This is a genomic window from Mesorhizobium sp. M0145, assembly GCF_040322355.1.
In the GTDB taxonomy this organism is placed as follows: domain Bacteria; phylum Pseudomonadota; class Alphaproteobacteria; order Rhizobiales; family Rhizobiaceae; genus Mesorhizobium.
This window is the reverse complement of sequence record NZ_JAMYTK010000003.1, coordinates 106,627-128,803: the sequence shown is the minus strand read 5'-3', so window position 1 is coordinate 128,803 and position 22,177 is coordinate 106,627. Positions and strand designations below refer to the sequence as shown.

At 62.2% G+C, this 22,177-nt stretch carries 26 protein-coding genes; 10 read left to right on the top strand and 16 right to left on the bottom strand.

All coding sequences use genetic code 11. The features are described from left to right. Positions 1 to 30: 30 nt before the first annotated feature. The 13 genes from NKJ28_RS07670 to hisB form a co-directional block, all read right to left on the bottom strand. Positions 31 to 1,605: a hypothetical protein gene (locus NKJ28_RS07670; RefSeq protein ID WP_352634857.1), complete on the bottom strand. Its 1,575-nt coding sequence runs from the start codon at positions 1,603 to 1,605 to the stop codon at positions 31 to 33. Then, positions 1,595 to 1,990 carry a GtrA family protein gene (locus NKJ28_RS07665; RefSeq protein WP_023677541.1) on the bottom strand — a complete coding sequence of 132 codons (396 nt, stop codon included), beginning with the start codon at positions 1,988 to 1,990 and terminating at the stop codon, positions 1,595 to 1,597. The genes NKJ28_RS07670 and NKJ28_RS07665 overlap by 11 nt, the downstream gene beginning before the upstream one ends. Positions 1,991 to 1,997: 7 nt before the next feature. After that, positions 1,998 to 2,768 (bottom strand): class I SAM-dependent methyltransferase, encoded by a 771-nt coding sequence (locus NKJ28_RS07660; RefSeq protein ID WP_023677540.1) that lies wholly within the window; start codon positions 2,766 to 2,768, stop codon positions 1,998 to 2,000. Continuing rightward, the gene (locus NKJ28_RS07655) at positions 2,768 to 3,775 is read right to left on the bottom strand and encodes a glycosyltransferase family 2 protein (RefSeq protein ID WP_352454814.1); all 1,008 of its coding nucleotides are present in this window, start codon (positions 3,773 to 3,775) and stop codon (positions 2,768 to 2,770) included. The genes NKJ28_RS07660 and NKJ28_RS07655 overlap by 1 nt, the downstream gene beginning before the upstream one ends. Positions 3,776 to 3,852: 77 nt before the next feature. Beyond that, the gene (gene coaA / locus NKJ28_RS07650) at positions 3,853 to 4,812 is read right to left on the bottom strand and encodes a type I pantothenate kinase (RefSeq protein ID WP_023677538.1); all 960 of its coding nucleotides are present in this window, start codon (positions 4,810 to 4,812) and stop codon (positions 3,853 to 3,855) included. 18 nt (positions 4,813 to 4,830) lie between these two features. Then, a complete protein-coding gene (locus NKJ28_RS07645; RefSeq protein WP_352634854.1) occupies positions 4,831 to 5,157 on the bottom strand; it encodes a phosphoribosyl-ATP diphosphatase in 327 nt (108 codons plus the stop codon). 36 nt (positions 5,158 to 5,193) lie between these two features. Further along, complete coding sequence (gene hisF / locus NKJ28_RS07640) at positions 5,194 to 5,988, bottom strand: imidazole glycerol phosphate synthase subunit HisF (protein WP_352635046.1); 795 nt, start codon at positions 5,986 to 5,988, stop codon at positions 5,194 to 5,196. Continuing rightward, positions 5,985 to 6,821, bottom strand: coding sequence for an arginase family protein (locus NKJ28_RS07635; protein WP_352634852.1), 837 nt, complete (start codon positions 6,819 to 6,821; stop codon positions 5,985 to 5,987). The genes hisF and NKJ28_RS07635 overlap by 4 nt, the downstream gene beginning before the upstream one ends. 3 nt (positions 6,822 to 6,824) lie before the next feature. Continuing rightward, positions 6,825 to 7,568: a 1-(5-phosphoribosyl)-5-[(5-phosphoribosylamino)methylideneamino]imidazole-4-carboxamide isomerase gene (hisA, locus tag NKJ28_RS07630; RefSeq protein WP_023677535.1), complete on the bottom strand. Its 744-nt coding sequence runs from the start codon at positions 7,566 to 7,568 to the stop codon at positions 6,825 to 6,827. Between the two features lie 2 nt (positions 7,569 to 7,570). Then, positions 7,571 to 7,861 carry a DUF1330 domain-containing protein gene (locus NKJ28_RS07625; RefSeq protein ID WP_023677534.1) on the bottom strand — a complete coding sequence of 97 codons (291 nt, stop codon included), beginning with the start codon at positions 7,859 to 7,861 and terminating at the stop codon, positions 7,571 to 7,573. A 3-nt stretch (positions 7,862 to 7,864) separates the two neighbouring features. Then, positions 7,865 to 8,515, bottom strand: coding sequence for an imidazole glycerol phosphate synthase subunit HisH (gene hisH / locus NKJ28_RS07620; RefSeq protein ID WP_023677533.1), 651 nt, complete (start codon positions 8,513 to 8,515; stop codon positions 7,865 to 7,867). A 1-nt stretch (position 8,516) separates the two neighbouring features. Beyond that, complete coding sequence (locus NKJ28_RS07615) at positions 8,517 to 8,990, bottom strand: DUF2628 domain-containing protein (RefSeq protein WP_023677532.1); 474 nt, start codon at positions 8,988 to 8,990, stop codon at positions 8,517 to 8,519. 4 nt (positions 8,991 to 8,994) lie between these two features. Next, positions 8,995 to 9,594 carry an imidazoleglycerol-phosphate dehydratase HisB gene (gene hisB, locus NKJ28_RS07610; protein ID WP_352634850.1) on the bottom strand — a complete coding sequence of 200 codons (600 nt, stop codon included), beginning with the start codon at positions 9,592 to 9,594 and terminating at the stop codon, positions 8,995 to 8,997. A gap of 226 nt (positions 9,595 to 9,820) precedes the next feature. Between hisB and hslV the strand changes: the two genes are divergently transcribed. The 5 genes from hslV to NKJ28_RS07585 all read left to right on the top strand — a co-directional run bounded on the left by hslV (position 9,821) and on the right by NKJ28_RS07585 (position 13,965). After that, positions 9,821 to 10,372, top strand: a complete 552-nt coding sequence (gene hslV, locus NKJ28_RS07605) for an ATP-dependent protease subunit HslV (RefSeq protein ID WP_023677530.1) — start codon at positions 9,821 to 9,823, stop codon at positions 10,370 to 10,372. Next, positions 10,362 to 10,904, top strand: a complete 543-nt coding sequence (locus NKJ28_RS07600; protein WP_352634848.1) for a GNAT family N-acetyltransferase — start codon at positions 10,362 to 10,364, stop codon at positions 10,902 to 10,904. The genes hslV and NKJ28_RS07600 overlap by 11 nt, the downstream gene beginning before the upstream one ends. Positions 10,905 to 10,908: 4 nt before the next feature. Continuing rightward, complete coding sequence (locus tag NKJ28_RS07595; protein ID WP_352634846.1) at positions 10,909 to 11,505, top strand: DUF2585 domain-containing protein; 597 nt, start codon at positions 10,909 to 10,911, stop codon at positions 11,503 to 11,505. Positions 11,506 to 11,509: 4 nt separating this feature from the next. Continuing rightward, complete coding sequence (gene hslU, locus NKJ28_RS07590) at positions 11,510 to 12,823, top strand: ATP-dependent protease ATPase subunit HslU (protein WP_352454824.1); 1,314 nt, start codon at positions 11,510 to 11,512, stop codon at positions 12,821 to 12,823. 182 nt (positions 12,824 to 13,005) lie between these two features. After that, positions 13,006 to 13,965, top strand: coding sequence for a DUF1402 family protein (locus NKJ28_RS07585; RefSeq protein ID WP_352576350.1), 960 nt, complete (start codon positions 13,006 to 13,008; stop codon positions 13,963 to 13,965). Positions 13,966 to 13,999: 34 nt separating this feature from the next. Here NKJ28_RS07585 and NKJ28_RS07580 read toward each other — a convergent pair whose 3' ends face one another. From NKJ28_RS07580 to NKJ28_RS07570, 3 genes are read right to left on the bottom strand one after another with little or no spacing between them, the layout of a single operon-like run. Further along, positions 14,000 to 15,229, bottom strand: coding sequence for an NAD(P)/FAD-dependent oxidoreductase (locus NKJ28_RS07580; protein WP_352635044.1), 1,230 nt, complete (start codon positions 15,227 to 15,229; stop codon positions 14,000 to 14,002). A gap of 2 nt (positions 15,230 to 15,231) precedes the next feature. Beyond that, positions 15,232 to 15,546 (bottom strand): MocE family 2Fe-2S type ferredoxin, encoded by a 315-nt coding sequence (locus NKJ28_RS07575; protein ID WP_352454826.1) that lies wholly within the window; start codon positions 15,544 to 15,546, stop codon positions 15,232 to 15,234. A 40-nt stretch (positions 15,547 to 15,586) separates the two neighbouring features. Then, the gene (locus NKJ28_RS07570; protein ID WP_352635041.1) at positions 15,587 to 16,717 is read right to left on the bottom strand and encodes a fatty acid desaturase family protein; all 1,131 of its coding nucleotides are present in this window, start codon (positions 16,715 to 16,717) and stop codon (positions 15,587 to 15,589) included. 133 nt (positions 16,718 to 16,850) lie between these two features. Between NKJ28_RS07570 and NKJ28_RS07565 the strand changes: the two genes are divergently transcribed. The 5 genes from NKJ28_RS07565 to iolG all read left to right on the top strand — a co-directional run bounded on the left by NKJ28_RS07565 (position 16,851) and on the right by iolG (position 22,165). After that, on the top strand, positions 16,851 to 17,882 hold the full coding sequence (locus NKJ28_RS07565; RefSeq protein ID WP_023677522.1) for a LacI family DNA-binding transcriptional regulator: 1,032 nt from the start codon (positions 16,851 to 16,853) through the stop codon (positions 17,880 to 17,882). A 310-nt stretch (positions 17,883 to 18,192) separates the two neighbouring features. Beyond that, a complete protein-coding gene (locus tag NKJ28_RS07560; protein ID WP_352451673.1) occupies positions 18,193 to 19,134 on the top strand; it encodes a sugar ABC transporter substrate-binding protein in 942 nt (313 codons plus the stop codon). 114 nt (positions 19,135 to 19,248) lie between these two features. Next, positions 19,249 to 20,325, top strand: a complete 1,077-nt coding sequence (locus NKJ28_RS07555; RefSeq protein ID WP_292655972.1) for an ABC transporter permease — start codon at positions 19,249 to 19,251, stop codon at positions 20,323 to 20,325. 2 nt (positions 20,326 to 20,327) lie between these two features. Continuing rightward, complete coding sequence (locus NKJ28_RS07550) at positions 20,328 to 21,095, top strand: ATP-binding cassette domain-containing protein (protein ID WP_254815918.1); 768 nt, start codon at positions 20,328 to 20,330, stop codon at positions 21,093 to 21,095. A 68-nt stretch (positions 21,096 to 21,163) separates the two neighbouring features. Further along, entirely contained in the window at positions 21,164 to 22,165 is a 1,002-nt protein-coding gene (gene iolG / locus NKJ28_RS07545) for an inositol 2-dehydrogenase (protein ID WP_352634844.1), read from the top strand. Positions 22,166 to 22,177 lie beyond the last annotated feature (12 nt).

The following is a 22,177-nucleotide window of genomic DNA, read 5'->3' as shown; positions in this document are numbered from 1 at the left end:
CCGTGTCATGGGTTTCCGGGGGGCTCCTGCTCAATCGGTTTGGAGCGGCGCAGGCGCCGTGTAACGCAGATAGACAGTGATTTCCGGCTCGGCGTGCAGCAGACGATAGTCGGCCAAGGCGACCTGGATCCGCTTGTCCTGCAGCATCAAGGCAGTCCACGCGGGCGAGCCTGACAGCACGATATCGGGCTTCTTCGCTGATATCTCGGCGGCGTTTTCGCCGATCACCCGATCGCGGATGCTTTCAAGTTCCGGTCTCCGTTCGAGATCGCCGGTGACGCGGGCGAGCGTGTCCGCGTTGGAGACCGCCCAGGCGCTCGGATGGCGTGATATGAACCTGCCGCCGACCAGCCTGGCGAGGGGATGGGCAACCTGCATCTGGTCGGCAATCGACATGATGGTCGGAGTTTCGAACGTTGCGCGGATCGCGGCGACAGACCGGGCGACCGGGCCGTTATCCGTCGTCAGCGCCGCGTACTGTGCCCTGACCGCTATTTGCAGCACCAGCACGCAGCCGAAGATCAGGGCGGCTTTGCGAACGAAGCCTGCACTGCCGAATGTGCCGAACCGCACAAGCTGGATGCCAAATGCAAGTGTCGCAACAACGACCATCGGCAGCGCGTGATTGGGCCAACCCTTGCCCATGACGATGAAGGCCGGAATGAACCCCAGGGCGGTCAGGAGCGGAATCCTGACGTCCCAGTTCGTCTTTCTCAGGCCGCCGGCCGCAAGCACGGTGGCGGCGGCCAGAAGCAGCACCACTTTCGGCCAGTTTGCCAGCATATCGGCGGCAGAGGCCCTCAACGGAAGATAGACCTCCCTGACCAAGGGCAGGACGTCGCTGATGTAAGCGCGGTCGAAGAGCGCGATGGACGCGATATAGGCGGCCACGATCGCAGCGCCCACCAGGTTCTCTGCGACGAAGAGCGGTCTCAGCGACCGCCTTTCAAGCGCAAGACAGAGCGACGGCACCATGAAGGCCAGCACAAAATAGGGCGGCTTGACCATGACCACGACCGCCGCGCCGAAGCCCGCGACCATGTGCTCCAGGCGCGAACCCGCGCTGAAATCCAGGTTCCGCTGACGTGTGCATTGCAACGCCACCCAAGGCAGAATGGCAATCAATGCGAAGTGCTCGCGTTGGCCGAATTGATCCGGCATGAAACACAGGATCAAAAACAGGGCCGCCGCTGCCGCCCACAGCGCATGAGGCTGCCGGTAGACCGGTTCATCGCGCGCGAGAATGCGGACGGAAACGAAAAGACTGGCCAGGCTCAGGCAAACGACGCCAAGCGTCAGCCAGAATTCCGCACGCATGCCAGTGAGCTTTTCCAGGAGCATGAACGGCATGTAGAGCCAGATCGAGAAAGGGGGGTTGGTCTCCACGATGTCGGTGTTGAGCCGCTCTCCGCCAAGCAGGCGGTCGCAGACGACCAGAAGCCACGACACGTCAACATTGGTCGGAATTGCAACGGTCGATAGCCAGACGGCGTATGTGACGACCAGACTGGCCAGCAGCAACGGAGCACCCGCTACGCCCACAAAGGGCGAGAAGCGGTTGGCGCCGGGCAGCAGTTCACTGAGCGATCGCGCGCTAGAGACCACGAAACACCCACCGCCCGAGGACGACATAGTTGATGACCGGCACGGCAATGCAGGTGAGCAGGATCGGGATTGCGGCAGGGACGCCGAGCATCTGGGTCAAAAGCCCCGGCAGGGCGATCGCGACGGCGAGGCCGGAAGCGGTGAGCAGGAGGAAGCGGGGCAATTCCATAGCGTGGCTGCCGCCCGAGGTGAACGTGAAATATTTATGCCCGGTGTAGGAGAACAGCGCGGCGACGGCGTAGGCCGCAAACGATGTGAGCGCCGCCGGCAGGGCCGCCGTTGCCTGTCCACGCGACAGCAGAAAAGCGCAAACGGCGTAGATCAGCGTCGACGCGATGCCAATCAGCGCAAAGCGCGATAGTCGACGATACGAGCCGGTGCCCATGACGCGGTCAAGCTGCCAATTTCTCGTCGAGGCGAGCGGTTTCGACGGCGCTGTCCTCGCGGAATACCGCCAGCAGCGAAACCCCGAAGGGCAAGCTTGCATTTGGTATGATGCGGCCTTCCGCCGAAAACACTGCCTTCATCGCCGCATTCAGTGGTTTTGGCGGCGTGGCATGGCCGGCTGGCAAGGCCGACTTGCGCAACCTGTCCACCAGTCGTGCCAGCGCCGCTACCGGGAAGAGCGCGGCATTTGTGTAGCTCAGCCGGTCGATCGCGAAACCAGCCCTTTCGATTCGTTCACGCAGCAGATTGCGTGAATAGCGCCGCATATGATGCAGCCCCACATCATGCGTGCTCCACAACCATTGGTGTGCGGGCACAGTGAGGACGACGCTGCCGCCCGGTTTCAGCACTTGGCGGATCGCGGCAAGCGACGCCTCGTCTTCGGCGACATGCTCCAGCACGTCGAACAGGCAGACGAGGTCGCAGCTTTGCGGCGCGACGGGAATGTTGTCCGGCAGATGTCCGGCGAGGAAGTCGCGGCCGGTCTTTTCCCAGGCAATCCTGCGCGCGAGATCGCTCATCTCGACTGCCGTCACTGCGCCGAACTGCTCCAGCATCCGGATGTTGCCGCCGGTGCCGGCGCCGATCTCGACGATGCGCGCGTTTTCAGGCAGGCCGATGCTGCGAATGACCGCCTCGGCGATGGCGCGACGCCCGCAGAACCACCAATGCTCGTCTTCGGTGGCGGCCATCTGTCGGTAGGCGTCGATCTCCATCAGCTCATTCCCTCATATTTGCGGCGCACGATGTAGATCGGACGCTGCTTGATCTCGGCGTAGACCCTGCCGAGGTATTGTCCGATAATGCCGATGCCGAGTAACTGGATGCCGCCAAGGAAAAGAACACTGACCAGCAGGGAGGCGTAGCCGGGCACATCAACGCCAAAGATCATTGTCTTGGCGACGATCAGCAGGCCGTACAGGAACGACAGCGCGGAAATCGTCGCGCCGACATAGGTCCAGATTTCAAGCGGAGCGGTGGAGAAGCTGGTGATGCCTTCGAGCGCGAAGTTCCACAGCTTCCAGCCGGAGAATTTCGACTGGCCGGCGATGCGCTGATCGCGGACATATTCGACGCTTGCGGTGCGGAACCCGACCCAGGCGAACAGGCCCTTCATGAAACGACGGCGTTCGGGCAAAGACCGCAGCGCCTGGATGACCTGGCGGTCGATCAAACGGAAGTCGCCGACATCGTGCGGGATCTTCTGCTGCGCGATCCAGTTGTGAACGCGGTAGAACATCGAGGCGGAGCGCTGCTTGAGAAAGCTGTCGCTCGACCGATTGGCTCGCTTGGCCAGAACAACCTCAAAACCCTCGCGCCACTTTTCCACAAGCAGCGGAATGACATGCGGCGGATCCTGCATATCGACATCCATCGGGATCGCTGCATCGGCATCGCAGCTGTCGAGCCCCGCGGTCATCGCGGCTTCCTTGCCGAAATTGCGTGAAAGGTCGATTACGTGGATACGTGGATCGGTTTGTTGGGCTTCGATCAGCTTTTCGAGCGTCGTATCGCTGCTGCCGTCGTTGACGAAGATGAACTCGAGGGCAACGCCTTTGTCCTTCAGCGGCGCGGTGCTTTCGCATACCGCCTTCAGGAATGGAGCAATTGCGCCTTCCTCATTGTGGACAGGCACGATCAGGGCAATCGTTGCGCCGCCGCTGCCCGGACGTGCGATGCGGTCAGCTGCCGGCCGATCGATGTTTAGGAATGGCGCATTCATTTGTTTGCCGAGCCCGCAGATCAGGCCCGACAATAGAAAGACTGGGTTAAGATGACTTTAAGGAATGTCCCGGGATTTCACAGTTTCCTGAGCGCCACTTCCTCGACCAGATGGTTGGCGCCCTTGCGCAGGATGAGATCGGCTCGGGCGCGGGTCGGCAATATATTCTCGCGCAGATTCTTCAGGTTGATGTTGGTCCACAGGCCCTCGGCGATGGCGCGGGCCGCATCCTCGGAAAGTTGCGAATAGCGGTGGAAGAAGGAGGCCGGGTCGCGGAAGGCGGTTTCGCGCAGCCGCATGAAGCGGGCGATATACCAGTGATGGATCAGCGCCTCCTCGGCATCGATATAGATGGCGAAGTCGAAGAAATCCGACAGGAAAGGCACGATCTTGCCGTCCTTGGGCAGCTTGCCCGGCTGCAGGACATTAATGCCTTCGAAGATCAGGATGTCGGGCCGGTCGATGGTCTGGAACTCGCCCGGAATGACGTCATAGGTCAGGTGCGAATAGACCGGCGCGCGGACGTTGCGCTGCGCCGATTTGATGCCAGACAGGAAGCGCAGCAGCGCGCCGACGTCGTAGCTGTCCGGAAAGCCCTTGCGCTCCATCAAATTGTTGCGGCGCAGGATTTCGTTCGGCAGCAGGAAACCGTCGGTGGTGACCAGGTCGACCTTGGGACTCGACGGCCAGCGCGCCAGCAGCTCCTTTAGCACGCGCGCCGTGGTCGATTTGCCGACCGCCACGGAACCTGCAATGCCGATGATGAACGGTGTCTTGGCCGCGTCCAGCGCGTTGAAGAAGGCCTGGCGTTGCCTGAACAGGAGTTGACTGGCTTCGACATGAGCCGACAACAGCCGTGACATCGAAAGATAGATGCGCTCGACCTCGTGGAGATCGACCGGATCGTTCAGCGACCGCAGACGACGGACCTCGTCCTCGGTGAGCGTCATCGGCGTATCGGCGCGGAACCGCGACCATTGCTCGGCCGAGAAGAAACGATAGGGTGAATACTTCTCGGTAGGAGCGAGCTGGTCCATCGAGTTCCTCCGCAGCGATCAGCCCCGGTCCAGCCGAGACGCCTTTTCGGCGATGCCCGAACGACCGGTGCGGCGTTCAAGCTCGTTGAGCACATTGCTCAGCGGAATGTCCGCTATGCCGAGAACGACAAGCCAATGATAGATGAGATCGGCGCTTTCCGAAACAAGCGCGTCCCGGTCGGCGCTGACGGCTGCGATCACCGTTTCGACCGCCTCTTCGCCGAGTTTCTGCGCTGCCTTGCTCATGCCGCGCTGAAAGAGCTTGGCCGTCCACGAATCCGGATCGCCGGAACGTGCGCGTTCGCCAATAATCTTCTCCAGTTCGGAGAGCGAGAACTCGGTCATGACGGCGTTTACGGCCTCTTCTTAGCCGGAAAGGCTCTAGGACCGATTACCCGGCGAGTCCAGCCGCATCGGCAGTCCGGCCTGAGCCATGTGCAGCTTGGCTTCGGCGATGCTGTAGGTGCCGAAATGGAAGATCGACGCCGCCAGCACCGCGCCGGCATGGCCGTCGCGAATGCCTTCGACAAGGTGGTCGAGCGTGCCGACGCCACCGGAAGCGATGACCGGCACGCATACGGCATCGGCGACCGCGCGGGTAAGGGCTATGTCGTAGCCGGCCTTGGTGCCGTCGCGGTCCATCGATGTTAGCAGGATCTCGCCGGCGCCGAGATCGACCACTCGCCGAGCGAACTCGACGGCGTCGATGCCGGTCTTCTCGCGGCCGCCATGGGTGAATATCTCCCAGCGATCAGCCTCGCTCGCAGCGGACACTTTCTTGGCATCGATGGCGACGACGATGCACTGGTTGCCGAATTTGTCGGCAGCCTCGGCGACAAAATTTGGGGTCTTCACCGCCGCCGTGTTGATCGACACCTTGTCGGCGCCGGCCAGTAGCAGCTTCCTGATGTCGGCGACCTGACGGACGCCACCGCCAACGGTCAGCGGCATGAAACATTGTTCGGCGGTGCGGGCGATGACATCGAAAATGGTCTCGCGGTTTTCCGACGAGGCGGTGATGTCGAGAAAGCAGAGCTCGTCGGCGCCGGCCGCGTCATAGGCTTTTGCCGCTTCGACGGGATCGCCGGCATCGACCAGGTCGACGAAATTGACGCCCTTGACGACACGGCCGTTCTTGACGTCGAGACAGGGGATGACGCGGGCTTTCAGCATCAGATCCTCTCGATCGCCGCAAGAAAGTCGACAAGCAGCTGGCCGACGACGGGCGGAACTTCGGACTGGGAATCAAAGGCCGGGTCGTAGGCCGAGAGCGTCACGCCGACGATTGGGATTGACCTGGCCAGTCCGCAGGCAAGCTGCCGTAGCTGTTCCGGACTCGGGCCGCCCGGGTGCGCGTAGCGGTTCACCTGCAACACATCCGGATCGAGGACATCCAGGTCGAGATGCAGATGCGCCCGCACAGTCCCTGTCGCCGTGAGCTTTCCGATCATATCGAGTGCACCGGCACATTCGGTGCGCACGATCGGCAAAGTTTCCAGCAGTCGCTTTTCGTCGGGATCGAGGTCGCGGGCATCGACCAGCATGCAGCGCGCCGGGTCTATCGGCCGGAACGCCGGAATTGCTGCCGCCATCGGATGCCAGCAGAGCCCGAGCGTCGCCGCCAGCGCCATGCCGTCGAGAAAGCCGTAGGAGGACGTCTCCGGCGTGTTGAGATCGCCATGCTGGTCGATCCAGATGATCGAATCCGCAACTTCACCGGCGACCGCACCGGCGGCGGTCAGGCAATTTCCAGCAAGGATAATGGGGAAGCGTCCTCCATCGCGGGCGAGGTTAACCCTGGTCGCGACGGCGTTGCAGACGGCGAAGCCGGTTGCAATTTCGCGCCCCTGCTCGTCTCCGACCTTGCCGATATCTTCGACGGCGACGTCATGGCCAGCCACGGTCAGGGCTTCGACCAGCCCACCGCCGATGATGGCGTCCGGCCCCTGGCCGCACCCTTCGTGATAGTGCCCGCTGTCGTAGGGAGCAACGATAATCGAGACCTTCACGTTTCACACCCCTGCCATCGGTTTGCCACGCAGGATCGCCAATGCCTCGGCCGGGTCGATGCGGCCGTCGTAGAGGGCGCGTCCGGAGATCGCGCCTTCGAGCTTGCGGGCATCGGGCAGGGTCATGCGCACGATGTCGGCGATCGAGGCGAGCCCGCCCGAGGCGATAACCGGGATCGACACCGCGTCGGCGAGATCGATGGTGGCGTCCCAGTTGATGCCGGTCAGCACACCGTCGCGGTCGATATCGGTGTAGATGATGGCGGCGACGCCGGCACCCTCGAATTTCCTCGCCAGTTCAATGACGCCGAGGCTCGAGGCTTCAGCCCAGCCTTCGACCGCGACCTTGCCGCCCTTGGCGTCGATGCCGACGGCGATCTTGCCCGGGAATGCCTTGCAGGCCTGCCTGACCAGATCCGGATCGCGCACCGCCACCGTGCCAAGAATGACGCGGGCCAGCCCACGGTCGAGCCAGTCCTCGATCTGCGCCAGGGTGCGGATGCCGCCGCCGAGCTGCACCGGATTGCTCGTCGCCTTCAGGATGGCGCCGACCGCGGCGCTGTTGACGCTCTGGCCCTTGAAGGCGCCGTTGAGGTCGACGACGTGCAACCATTCGAAGCCCTGCTCTGCGAAGGCGCGCGCCTGAGCGGCGGGATCGTCATTGTAGATGGTGGCGGTCGCCATGTCGCCATGCCTGAGGCGCACGCATTTGCCGTCCTTGAGGTCTATCGCCGGAAACAGAAACACCTTCAGGCGCCTTCGACGATGACAAAGTGGCCGGTCGAGCCGGCGAGCCTGTACTTCAAGGCCTCCTGGTATTCAGGCGAGCCGTAGCATTCCAGCGCCTTTTCATAGGATTCGAATTCCACCAGCACGTGGCGATTGCCTGCCGGTCCTTCCGGGCTGGTGTACCGCCCGGCGCGCACCGGGAACTTCGCGCCGTATTTCGCGAAAGCCGCGGCATTGGCCTCGATGTACTGCTTGTAGATCTCGGGATCGTGGACATCGACCATTGCCATCCAATAGCCCTTCTTGCTCATGGTTCAGGGCCTCCAGCCTAGGAAATTGGTGATCAGCGCCAGGCCCAGCGCCTGGCTCTTCTCGGGGTGGAATTGCGTTCCGGCTAGGTTGTCGCGGGCGACAGCGGCCGTTACCGGGCCGCCATAGTCGGCAACCGCCAGCACCTCATCCTCCTTCCGTGCATCGAGATGGTAGGAGTGGACGAAATAGGCGTGCAGTCCCTTGCCACCCGTCGCAATGCCGGAAAACAGCGGATGCTTGCGCTTCAGGTCAATCGTGTTCCAGCCGATCTGCGGGATCTTCAGTGTCGGATCGGCCGGCGTGATCTCCTTGACGTCGCCGGCGACCCAGCCAAAGCCCTTTGTGACGGTCTTTTCCAGGCCTCGCTCCGACATCAGCTGCATGCCGACGCAGATGCCGAGGAACGGCCGAGCCTTGGCGATCGCCACCTCCTCGACCGCTTCCCACATGCCGGCGACCGCACGCAGTCCAGCGGCGCAATCGGCATAGGCACCGACGCCGGGCAGGACGATGCGGTCGGCGGTCCTGACCCGCTCGGCATCGGCGGTGAGTTCGATCGCGGCGGCAATGCCGGCTTCATGCGCAGCACGCTCGAAGGCCTTGGTGGCCGAGCGCAGATTGCCCGACCCGTAATCGATGATCGCCACCCTCATCTCAGGGCTTTCCCGGAATATGGTTCAGCCCCAGCGCCAGGCCCATCTGCGCCGACCGGGCATGTGCTGCGTCTGGGACGATGCGTTGCACCGTCGGTTGTTCATCCGACTGAGCATCGGCTTCCAATGCATAGCGGACGTCTGCGTCGTCGAGCCTGTCGGCCTCGACCACGCCCCATTCATGCCAGCCGCGACGGCGCAGGGCTGCGATCCGCAAGCCCTGCCCTTCCAGTCCGACAAAGAGCATGACAAGCAGGGATAAAAGCGAGCCGGCTGTTTCCAGGTCCAGCCTTTCGCCCAGCATCGAGAGCAGGCCCATGGCGACAAACGCCAATGCCGCCTCGACCCACAGCCGGTGCCAGGCCAGCCACAGCGGCGGCACTAGGAAGCCGAGCCAGGCAAAGCCGTCACGGATAAAGGTAGTGTCCACGCTTTCGCTGCGGCCTGGCGGCTCCATTACGACATAGATGGCCATGGCGTTACCCTTTCAGGGATCCCTTGGTGGAGGGAACCGCGTCCGGCTGGCGCAGGTCGCGCTCAAGTGCCGAACGCAACACACGCGCCACGGCCTTGAAGCAGGTCTCGGCGACGTGGTGGTTGTTGGCGCCGTAATGATTGGTGACATGCAGCGTGATGCCGGCATTCTGCGCCAGCGCGTGGAAGAATTCGCGCACCAGCTCGGTGTCGAACGTACCGATCTTCGGCGACGAGAATGAAACATTCCAGACCAGAAAAGGCCGGCCGGAGACATCGATTGCCGCCCGCGTCAGTGTCTCGTCCATGGCGAGATCGATCGAGGCGTAGCGCATGATGCCGCGCCGCTCGCCCAATGCCTTGGCCAGCGCCTGGCCGAGCGCAATGCCCGTATCCTCGACCGTGTGGTGGTCGTCTATGTGCAGGTCGCCCTTGGCCCTCACGGTCATGTCGATCAGCGAATGGCGCGACAACTGGTCCAGCATATGGTCGAAGAAGCCGACGCCCGTCGAAATGTCGGATTTGCCCGAGCCGTCGACCTGAACCGATACGGCGATGTCGGTTTCCCTGGTCTTGCGGCTTATCTCGGCGGAACGGGGCGCCATGACCTCATCCTTGTCTCAGATTTTGCACGATTCAGGCGTTCACATGCCTGAAAACGAAAGCCTTCTAGCAGCATGATCCGGCGATTGCCAGTTACCGCTGCGGAGCCCGATCCGACCCGGTGGATGGCCGGTTTGCAATCGTCCGGCCTATGCATACATATGGCCGATCAAGTCACTCGTAACGCGCCGATCGCCTCGATGGGATCGGTGCTTATCGGAGCAGAAAATGTCGAATGAACTGACCATGCATGCCACGACCATCCTGACCGTGCGCAAGGGCGGCAAGGTGGTGATCGCCGGCGACGGCCAGGTCAGCCTCGGCCAGACCATCATGAAAGGCAACGCCAAGAAGGTGCGCCGCATCGGCAAGGGCGGCAACGTCATCGCCGGTTTCGCCGGCGCCACCGCCGATGCCTTCACTCTGCTCGAGCGGCTTGAAGCCAAGCTCGAACAATATCCCGACCAGCTGACACGCGCCTGCGTCGAGCTTGCCAAGGACTGGCGCACCGACCGCTATTTGCGGCGGCTGGAAGCGATGATGCTGGTGGCCGACAAGTCGGTGTCGCTGGCGCTGACCGGCACCGGCGACGTGCTGGAGCCCGAATTTGGCGTCATGGCCATCGGCTCGGGCGGCAATTACGCGCTGGCAGCGGCACGCGCGCTGGTGGACAGCGACAAGGGCGCAGAGGAGATCGCCCGCAAGGCGATGCAGATCGCGTCAGACATTTGCGTCTACACCAACAACAACTTCGTCGTCGAAACCCTCGATGCCGCCTGAGCGGAGCCTCCGCTATGGTTTTCGGCCGGTGACCCAGAGGGACCTGCCGATGATCGCCGGCTGGCTTGCCGAGCCGCATGTCGCCGAATGGTGGAACGACCCAGAGACCGAGATTGCGGAGATCCGCGAGCATATCGACAGCATTTCGGTCGAGCCGCTGATTATCGAGCTCGACGGAAAGCCCATCGGCTATTTGCAGAGCTACGATCCGCATCTGGAGGACGGCCATCCCTATAGCGACCAGCCGTTCGGCACGCTCGGCATCGATCTGTCGATCGGCGTGCCGGAGCTTGTCGGGGTCGGCCACGGCTCGGCGATCGTCCGGCAGTTCGTCGAGCAGCTTTTCGAGGAAGGTACGCCGCGCGTCATCATCGACCCGGACCCCGCCAATGCACGGGCTATCCGTGCCTATGAAAAGGCCGGTTTCACGGCTATCGATCGCAGGAAGTCGGAATATGGCGATGCCGTGCTGATGGCGATTGATGCCCCAGAGGGTGATGCCGAACAGGGTGACGCAGAAGAGGGGCAATAGCAGCATGAGCGTATCCAGCGACAAAACCGTCTCGGCCTACTACGACAGTTGGCGAATGGGGCTTCTGCTGGTTCTCGGCCTGGTCATCTTCCAGGCCGGGGTCCTCTACGGCATGGGGCGGACGCCGATCTGTACCTGCGGCTACGTCAAGCTGTGGCACGGCATTGTGCAAAGCTCGGAGAATTCCCAGCATATTTCGGACTGGTACAGCTTCTCGCACATCATTCACGGCTTCCTGTTCTATGCGCTGGCGTGGTTCGTTTTCCCGCGCTCGCCGATCGGGCTCAGGCTGGCCTTTGCGGTGGTTATAGAGGGCGGCTGGGAGCTGCTCGAGAACAGCCCTTTCATCATCGATCGCTATCGCGCCGGCACGATCTCGCTCGACTATTATGGCGACAGCATCATCAATTCGGTGTCGGACACGCTGGCCATGGTGCTGGGGTTTGTCATGGCGCGAAGGCTTCCTATATGGGTGATCGTAACCCTCGCCCTCATCTTCGAATTCGGTGTCGGCTATCTCATCCGGGACAATCTGACACTCAACGTGATCATGCTGCTGCATCCGTTCGAGTCCGTTCGGCAGTGGCAAAGTGGAATTTAGTGACATGAGCACCTTCTCTCCTCGCGAAATCGTTTCGGAACTCGACCGCTTCATCATCGGCCAGAAAGACGCCAAGCGTGCCGTGGCGATTGCCTTGCGCAACCGCTGGCGCCGCCAGCAGCTCGAGGGCCAGATGCGCGAAGAGGTGATGCCGAAGAATATCCTGATGATCGGCCCGACCGGCGTCGGCAAGACCGAGATTTCGCGCCGCCTGGCACGCCTTGCCGGTGCGCCTTTCGTCAAGGTCGAAGCCACCAAGTTCACCGAGGTCGGTTATGTCGGCCGCGATGTCGAGCAGATCATCCGCGACCTGGTCGAGATCGCCATCGGGCTGGTTCGCGAGAAGATGCGCGAGGACGTCAAGGCGCGTGCCCACATCAACGCCGAGGAACGGGTGCTCGAAGCGCTCGTCGGCAAGACGGCGAGCCCGGCCACCCGTGACAGTTTCCGCAAGAAGCTGCGCGACGGCGAGCTCGACGACAAGGAGATTGAGATCGAAGTGGCCGATACCGGCAATGGCGGCATGCCCGGCTTCGAGATCCCCGGCATGCCTGGCGCCAATATCGGCGTGCTCAACATCAACGACATGCTGTCGAAAGCGATGGGCGGCAAGAAGACCAAGTTGCGCAAGACGACCGTCAAGGAGTCCTACGGGCTGTTGATCAGCGACGAGTCCGACAAGCTGCTCGATCAGGACGAAGTGGTGCGCAGGGCACTCGAATCGACCGAGAATGACGGCATTGTCTTCCTTGACGAGATCGACAAGATCGCCTCGCGCGAAGGCGGCATCGGTGCCGGTGTTTCGCGTGAAGGTGTGCAGCGCGACCTGCTGCCGCTGGTCGAAGGCACCACGGTTGCGACCAAATACGGACCGGTGAAGACCGACCACATCCTGTTCATCGCCTCGGGTGCGTTCCACGTCGCCAAGCCCTCCGATCTGCTGCCGGAATTGCAGGGCCGCCTGCCGATCCGCGTCGAGCTGCGGGCGCTGGAGAAGGGCGATTTCGTCCGCATCCTCACCGAGACCGAAGCCAGCCTGATCAAGCAGTATATCGCGCTGATGAAGACCGAAGGCGTCGATCTGGTCTTCACCGACGACGCCATCGATTCGTTGGCCGGCATCGCCGTGGACCTCAACGCCAGCGTCGAGAATATTGGCGCCAGGCGGCTGCAGACGGTGATGGAACGGGTGCTGGACGATATCTCCTATGACGCGCCGGACCGCAACGGCACCTCGGTGACCATCGATGCCGCCTATGTCGAGAAGCATGTCGGTGACCTCTCCAGAAACACGGACTTGTCGCGTTTCATCCTGTAGGAGACGCTTCATTCTCGAAGAGGGTCGGGGAATTGCTCCCGGCCTCCCCAATTTGGCCCAGCATTCCCGATGTGTGGCCAAATGGAAGCATCCGGCAAGCTTTCGTCCCGTCGGGTGCAGGCGTCTCTCGACTCCCGGTGGAGCATTACCTAGTTTGCCGGCGACTATTTGGGCGGCGGCGCATGAAAAAACTAATCCTCGTCATTTTGGGGCTGACGCTGGCGGCAGCCATGTTCGCCGCACAAGCGGCAACGATGGTGCCGCCGGGCAACCGCAACACCGAGCAGCCCGACATACCGGGCGCTTCGAGCCGGCGCACCCAGGCGACCAACACCACCTTCCAGGCGAAATACCGCAAAGTCTTTGCGCTGCTCCAGAACGATGCCGAGCTGCGCGGCAAGATCAAGCAGGCAGCCGCGGCCTATGACATCGACCCAATGCATATCGTTGGAGCCATCGTCGGCGAGCATACCTATAATGTCGATGCCTATGACCGGCTGCAGACCTATTACGTCAAGGCGATCTCGTATCTGTCGAGCAAGCTCTCCTTTGCCTATGATGGCGAGGACATCACCGATTTCGTGCAACGGCCGCAATTTGCGAAATGCGCAGGGAAGTCCGACAGCTACGATCTGTGGGAGTGCCGCGAACAGGTGTGGAACCGGTCGTTCCGCGGCAAAACCGTCAACGGCGAGAGCTTTCCCAACGACCGCTTCGGCGCCACTTTCTTCCAGCCTTATTATGCCGGCCAGACTTTTGGCCTTGGCCAGCTCAATCCGCTGACGGCACTGCAGATGAGCGATCTCGTGCACAAGGTTTCCGGCCTGCCGGAACTCGACGTCGGTGACCCCAATGCGGTCTACAAGACGATCATGGACCCTGACCTGACACTGCCTTATGTCGCGGCGACGATAAGGAAGTCGATCGACGCCTATAAAAGCATTGCCGGCTTCGACATCTCAGGCAATCCCGGCATCACGTCGACGCTCTACAATGTCGGCAATCCCGAACAGCGCGCCTATGCGCTGAAAGCCGAGAACGACAAGCGCCGCGCTGCGGGCGAGCCGGAAAAGCTGCCCGAGGAAAATTACTATGGCTGGCTGGTCAACGACAAGCTGCCGGAGCTGAAAGCGCTGTTTTAGCCGAACGCGTTCGGCCAATTATCCACGCGGCGGATCAAGCCGCCAGCAGCGATTTTAATTTGACCGCCTGCGAGACTAGCGCTTCCGGCGCCGGCCTTGCCTGCTTTGCAATCAGCATCTCGGCCAGCCTTATGTCGCGGGCGACCGCGTTGCCTGGGCCGATGCCGCTTGCCGCAACCAGCCTGCCGTCCTCGGCGAGGTGGAACAGGATGAAGGCGCCGTAGCCGAGGTCGCGGCGCACGATGCTGCGGCCTTCGTCCGACAGGCCGGCGATCTGCAAGGTCAGGCCGTACTGATCCGACCAGAACCACGGCACCGCCGCATGGGACTCGCCGGCGCCAAGCATATTCCTTGCGGCGAGCGCGCCCTGCTCCTGTGCATTGCGCCAAGCTTCGAGCCGCACGCGCCGGCCGCCATAGATGGCGAGCGGAAACGAACAGCAATCGCCGGCGGCAAAGATATCCCGGTCGCTGGTGCGAAGCTCGGCGTCGACGGCGACACCATTGTCGACGGTCAGCCCCGCCTCCGCGGCAAGTCCGGTCACCGGCACGGCGCCGATGCCGATCACGGCAAGATCGGCGACAATGTCGTGTCCACCGGCGAGCGCGATGCGCACTTCGGCGCCATCATCGGCAATGGCGGCGATGCCCTCGCCGCACAGGATTTTCACGCCTTCGGCTTCATGCGCCTGATGGATGATCTCAGCGATCTCGGCCGGCACGCCGCGCATCAAGATGCGCGGCTGCGCCTCGATAACTGTGACCGCCGCACCCAGTCTGCGTGCCGCCGCGGCAAGCTCAAGCCCGATGAAGCCGCCGCCAATGATGGCGATGCGATTTCCGGCGCTGAGATGGGCGCGAATGGCCAGCGCGTCGTTGAAGGTCCGGAGGTAGACGCAGCGCCCGCCAAGGCCCGGCATCGGCAGCTTGCGCGGCACCGAACCGGTCGCCAGCAGGAGCTTGTCGTAGGCCAGGACGGAACCGTCCGAGAGGCGCACGACATGCGCCGCGCGGTCGATCGCCACCGCCTGAACCGAATGGATATGCCTGATCGATCTTTCGGCCAGGATCGCGTCGGTGGCGATTGCCTTGAGCAGCGGCGCGTCGGCAACCATCGCGTCTTTCGACAGCGGCGGCCGCTCATAGGGCAGATGCGGCTCGTCGCCGACCAGCGTCACCGGTCCATCATAGCCGAGCTCGCGCAGCGCAAGGGCGGCGCGCCCGCCGCATTCGCCGGCGCCAATGATGACCATTCCCTTCGTCATCATCAACCGATCCGGACAAGGACTTTGCCGGCGTCGACCTTGACCGGATAGGTCCTGAGATCGACGCAGACCGGCGCGCCCCTGGCAGCCCCTGTCTTGTAGTTGAAGCGGCCATTATGCTTCGGGCATTCGATGATATCGTCCATCACCAGCCCGTCGGCCAGATGCACCTTCTCATGCGTGCAAAGCCCGTCGGTGGCGAAATACCCGTCGTCGGGGCTGCGATAGATGGCAAAGGTGCGGCCGCCATGGTCGAAGCGCATCACGTCCTCTTCGTCGATGTCCTCGGCGTCACAGGCCTCGACCCAGTCGCTCATTTACGGGTCCCTCGATGTTTGATGCCTTGGCATGGGCTTGTCATTCAGCAGCCACCGCAACAGCAGCGTTATCGCTGTGGAAATCCTCGCGATAGGGCCTCGCCGTCGGCGGCAGTTCGCGCTTGATGAAATAATCCTCATTGCGCAGCTGGCGCAGGAAAGCCGGTATCATCTCGCGGTAGCCGGCCAGGATGGACGGTGTCGGCGCAGGCAGATCGTGCTTGATCAGTTCGTGCAGCCTGGGCAGCGCGTGATAGGGCACCATGGGAAACATGTGATGCTCGACATGGTAGTTCATGTTCCAGTAGATGAAGCGGCTTATCGGGTTCATGTAAACGGTGCGGCTGTTGAGCCGGTGATCGGTGACGTTTTCAGCCAGGCCGCCATGCTGCAGCAGGCCGACCATGACATGGTGCCACGCGCCGTAAAGCCTGGGCAGCCCGACAAGCATCAGCGGCAGGAGCGAGCCCGTGTAGAGCGCCAGCGCAACGGTCGCGGCATAGATCGCCGTCCAGATGCGGGCAATGCGAATTGCCTTCGGCTGCTCCTGGTCGGGAATGAAGGTTCTTTCGGCCGGACTGACGATACCGGCTGCATTGCGCAGCATGTCGCTCATCGCATGCCAGGCGTCGAGAATGCCGACGAAGTTGAGCACCACGCGCAGCAGATCGGGCGGACGCATCACCGAGATCTCCGGATCGCGGCCGACGATGATGGTATCGGTATGATGGCGCGTGTGGCTCCAGCGCCAGGTCACCGGGTTGCGCATGATCATGAAGCAGGCGATCTGATAGACCACGTCGTTCATCCACTGCGTCCTGAAAGCGGTGCCGTGGCCGCATTCGTGCCAGCGTGAATCGGTGGAGGAACCGTAGAGGACGCCGTAGACGAAGAAGAACGGCACGCACCACCAGCTGCCCCAGAACCAGGCGGCGCCGGCGCCGCTGAGGATCATGGCGCCGAGCCAGACGATGGTATCGCGGATCGCCGGGCCGTCGGAGCGCTGCATCAGCTCCTTCATCTGCTTGCGCGGCACGTCGGTGTGATACCACTCGGCCGCCGCCAGCCCGCTCTCGACGGCAAGCTTCGCGTCGCGGCCGATCAGGCTATAGTCGCGTCGGGACGCCGCTGCGGAGCTCGTATTCCCGGTTCGGAGTCCAATATCCACCATAGCGGAGGCCTCGATCATGTTCGGTAGCGTTCAAAATAACGCCGAGCCCTGATAGGCTCAATATCACAAAGATAGTTTCTATCATTTTCCATCAGAATGGTGTAAAAGGGCCAAACAGTGGAATGAGGCAGCGATGGCGAAACGGCCGACGATCACCGACCTGGCGCGCATTTCGGGGGTCAGCGTTGCCACCGTCGACCGGGTGCTGAACAACCGCTTGCCGGTGCGCGAGGAAACCGCGCGCCGCGTCTATGAGGCCGCGACCAGCATCGGCTATCACGCAGCCGGATTGATCAAGCAGCGGATGCGCCATGAATTGCCCGAATACCGGCTCGGGTTCCTGCTGTTGAGACGGGAGGACGTCTTCTACAGTGAATTTGCCCGCGAGCTTGAACTGGCGGTATCGCAGTCGCCGCGCTTTCGCGGCGTGGCCACCATCGACTTCGCCGCTTCGCTGGCGCCGGACGAGATCGTCGAGCGGATGCGCAAGCTGGCCGCCAAATCCAGGGCCGTCGCCCTGGTCGGGCCTGATCACCCGACGCTGACGGTCGCCGTCGAGGCTCTCAAAGCCAATGGCGTACCGGTGTTCTCCCTGCTTTCCGACTTTGCGTCCGGTATTCGCGAGGGCTATGTTGGCCTGGACAATCGCAAGGTCGGCCGCACCGCTGCCTGGATGATCTCGAAGGCCGCGAAGAGACCTGGCAAGGTTGCCCTCTTCGTCGGCAGCCATCGCTTCCACGGCCATGAGCTTCGCGAGATCGGTTTTCGCTCCTTCTTTCGCGAGCAGGCGCCGGAATTCACTCTCCTCGAGACGTTGGTCAATCTGGAAGCGAACCAGATCACGCATGATGCAATGATCGAGCTTCTGGCCCGCCACCCTGATCTCGCCGGTTGCTATGTCGCCGGTGGCGGCATGGAAGGCGCGATCTCGGCGCTGAGGGAGGCAAAGCCGGCTGAGATGCCGGCGGTCGTCTGCAACGAGATCACGCCCGACTCCCGCGCGGCGCTGGCAGATAATTTCCTGACCATGGTGATCTCGACGCCACTGGCGGCGCTTTGCCGCGAGCTTGTCGGGCTGATGGCGCATGCCATCGAGACCGGCGCTGCGAATGCGCCGGGCCAGACCTTTCTGCCCTTCGACATTTATCTGCCGGAAAACATCTGACGTCGCGGTCATCGGCGGCAGACATGATGTAATCTATCAGAACGCTTTCAGGCCTGGCTTGCGTTAGCGTCCGTCTAAAAGCGCTCGAAATGCCGAAAATCCATTCCTCATGGCGAAATCTCGCTTGACGCCCAAGCGAAATGGAATAAATATTTCACCAACTGAGAATTTTGGTTCTTTCGTTCCGGAAGATCTGTTTCAGGCAAAATGCCTCCGGAACCAAAAATGGCAATCGGGAGAGAATTCCCTGCGAGATCGGGGATTCCGGGTAGATCGGTGCAGCCGGACACCAATGTGGAGGAGAAATAAAATGAAAAAACTGCTTTTGGGCGTCGCGTTCGCGGCGCTGATGAGTTCGTCCGCCTTTGCTGCCAAGATCGGCGTGTCGATGGCGTTGTTCGACGACAATTTTCTCACCGTGCTGCGCAACGGCATGATTGAACAGGCCAAGGGCATGGACGGCGTCGAGCTGCAGGTGGAGGATGCGCAGAACGACGTCGCCAAGCAACTCGACCAGATCAAGAACTTCGCCGCCTCAGGCGTCGACGCCATCATCGTCAACCCGGTCGACACCTCGGCGACTCAGGCGATGTCGGACGCAGCCGCCGCTGCCAAGATTCCACTGGTCTATGTCAATCGCGAGCCGGTCAACGTCGACACGCTGCCCGAAAACCAGGCCTTCGTCGCCTCGAACGAAGCCGATTCCGGCACGCTCGAGACCAAGGAGGTCTGCCGCCTGTTCAAGGAGGCCGGCAAGACTGAAGCCAACGTCTATGTGATCATGGGCGAGTTGTCGAACCAGGCAGCGGTGCAGCGCACCAAGGACATTGACGACGTGATCGCCACGCCGGAGTGCAGCTTCATCAAGATCATCGACAAGCAGACGTCGAACTGGAAGCGCGAAGAAGCGCAGAACCTGATGACCAACTGGCTGTCGACCGGCAAACCGTTCGACGGCGTCATCGCCAATAATGACGAAAGCGCCATCGGCGCCATCCAGGCGATGAAGGCCGCCAACATCGACATGAAGTCGGTTGTCGTCGGCGGGGTCGACGCTACCCAGGATGCGCTTGCCGCGATGCAGGCGGGCGACCTCGATGCGACGGTGTTCCAGGACGCGGCCGGCCAGGGTGCCGGCGCGCTTGACGCGGCGCTCAAGCTGGCGAAGGGCGAGAAGGTCGAGCACAAGGTCTACATCCCGTTCCAGCTGGTCACGCCGGCAAATATCGACAAGTTCCTGAAGAAGAACTGAGGCGGACCTGTCCGATACGGAGCGGCGCGCCAAAGTAAGACAGCGCCGCTCCGCTTTTTCCCTCTCGGCCTGAACAGCGCCGAGTGGAGACCGTGGCTGACGGAGGAAGCACGATTGGCACAGACATCTCACGGCGTCGGCGGGCTCAGCTATGATGCGAAGCGGCGCGCATGGCCGGCCGAATTCAACGTCTTCCTGGCGCTCGTCATCCTGGTCGGCGCTTTCGAGCTGATCGGCCGGGTTTTCCTGGGCGACAGCTTCCTGTTCAACACCCGCGACAATATCGATGCGATCTTCAACGAAGCGCGCCTGCAGATCATCATCCTGCAGGTGTCGATCGTCGGCATTATTGCCATCGGCGTGACGCAGGTGATCATTACCGGCGGCATCGACCTGTCCTCAGGTTCGATCGTCGGCGCCACGGCAATGATCGCCATGAGCTTCGCCCAGGTGGCGACGGTCAACGGCAACCCGAACCCGAAGGCGATGTTCATCGCCCAGGGCTGGACCGACCTGCCGGTGATCGTGCCGGTGCTGGTCGCGATCGGCTGCGGACTGCTGGCCGGCCTGGTCAACGGCGCTTTGATCGCCTACACGCGCATCCCGCCGTTCATCGCCACGCTCGGCATGATGGTCACCGCACGCGGCATCGCCAAATGGTGGTCAAAGGGGCAGCCGATCTCGTTTCCGACCGAGAGTTTCGCCGCCATCGGCAAGGGGCTGATGCCGGTCATCATTTTCATATCGCTCGCAGTGCTGTTCCAGCTGATCCTGAGTTACACCAAATATGGCAAGCACTGCTATGCAATCGGCTCCAATGAGGACGCCGCGCGCATGTCCGGCATCAACATCGCCAACCACAAGATCCTCGTCTACGTCATTGCCGGCGTCCTCGCCGCGCTCGCCGCCGTGGTGCTGAGCTCCAAGAATCTCACCGCCCAGGCCGGCATGGGTGTAATGTACGAGCTCGACGCGATCGCCATGGCGGTTATCGGCGGCGTCTCGCTGTCGGGCGGCCGCGGTTCGATTATCGGGACGGTGATCGGCTCGCTGATCTTCGGCGTCATCATCTCCGGCTTCACCTTTCTGCGCCTCGACGCCTATTATCAGGAGATGGTCAAAGGCGTGATCATCGTCGGCGCAGTCGTACTCGACCAGTGGCGCCAACGCCTGCGGGCGATGAGGGCTTGATCATGTCGGACATCGTCCTGAAGACCGAAAACCTGACCAAGTATTATGGCGGCGTCCATGCGCTGGAGGGTGCCAACTTCGAGCTGCGCAAGGGCGAGCACGTCGCCATCATGGGCGACAACGGCGCTGGCAAATCGACCTTCGTACGCCAGATCACCGGCGTCGAGCAGCGCACCAGCGGCAGGATGTGGTTCGACGGCAAGGAAGTGAATTTTGCCGGCCCGATCGAAGCCCGCGAGGCGGGCATCGAGACGGTGTTCCAGAACCTGGCGCTCGCCGACGACCTCGACGTCCCGTCGAACCTGTTCCTCGGCCGCGAGCGGGTGCTTTTCAATCTCGGGCCCTTCTCGATCCTCGATCGCAAGTTCATGCGCAAGGCGACCGAGGCAGCCTTGGTCCGGACAGCGGTCAAGATCCCCAATCTTTCCAATACTATCCGCCACATGTCGGGCGGCCAGCGCCAGTGCGTGGCGATTGCCAGAACCGCGACCTTTGCTTCCAAGCTCATCATCATGGATGAGCCGACGGCGGCACTCGGCGTGCAGGAGACGATGCAGGTCGAAAACATCATCCGCACGCTGAAGGAGAATGGCGAACCGCTGATCCTGATCTCTCACAACATGCGCCAGGTGTTCGACCTGGTCGACCGCATTGTCGTTTTCCGGCGCGGCCGCATCGTCGCCAATTTGCGCAAGCAAGACACCGACGGCAACGATATCGTCTCCTACATCACCGGTGCCAAGACCGGGCAGGCAGAACTTGCGGCGTAACGGCCAACGCCGAGCCACAGGCGCTGACACGCCCTCCCTTCCGAACCATCCTCAAAGGAAAATTCTTCATGCCTCTTCGCTTTGCTCTTCTCGGTGCCGGCCGTATCGGCAAGGTCCATGCTCGCGCCGTTGGTTCCAATCCGCAGGCCAGGCTGGTTGCGGTTGCCGACGCCTTCGAGAAGGCGGCGACCGATCTGGCCTCTGCCTATGACGCCGAAGTGCGCAGCATCGACGCCATCGAGAAGGCCGGCGATATCGACGCGGTCGTCATCTGCACGCCGACCGACACTCATGCCGATCTGATCGAACGCTTCGCCAAAGCGGGTAAAGCGATTTTCTGCGAAAAGCCGATCGACCTCGACGCCGCCAGGGTGGAACGTTGCCTGGCCGTCGTCGACAAGGCCGGCGCCACCCTGATGGTCGGCTTCAACCGCCGCTTCGATCCGCATTTTGCCGCCGTGCGCAAGGCGATCGACGACGGCGCCATCGGCACTGTCGAAATGGTGACAATCACCTCGCGCGATCCCGGCCCGCCGCCGCTCGACTATATCGGCCGCTCGGGCGGCATCTTCCGCGACATGACCATTCATGATTTCGACATGGCGCGCTTCCTGCTCGGCGAGGAGCCGGTGGCGGTCAGCGCGCATGCTTCGGTGCTGGTCGACAAGAAGATCGGCGAGGCCGGCGACTTCGACAGCGTCAGCGTCATCCTCGAAACTGCCTCCGGCAAGCAATGCGTTATCTCCAACTCACGCCGCGCCACCTATGGCTACGACCAGCGCATCGAGGTGCATGGCTCGAAAGGCATGATTGCGGCCGAGAACCAGCGGCCGGTGTCGATCGAACTGGCCAATGAGAAAGGCTATACGCGGCCGCCGCTGCACGATTTCTTCATGACCCGTTATCTCGACGCTTATGCCAACGAGATCGCTGCCTTCATCGCGGCAGCGACGTCAGGCAAGAAGGCGACGCCGAGCGGCAAGGACGGGCTGGTGGCGCTCAGGCTGGCGGATGCGGCGCTGAAATCGGCCAAGGAAGGCAAGACCGTCCGCCTCGACAAAACAATCTGACTATCAAGCACA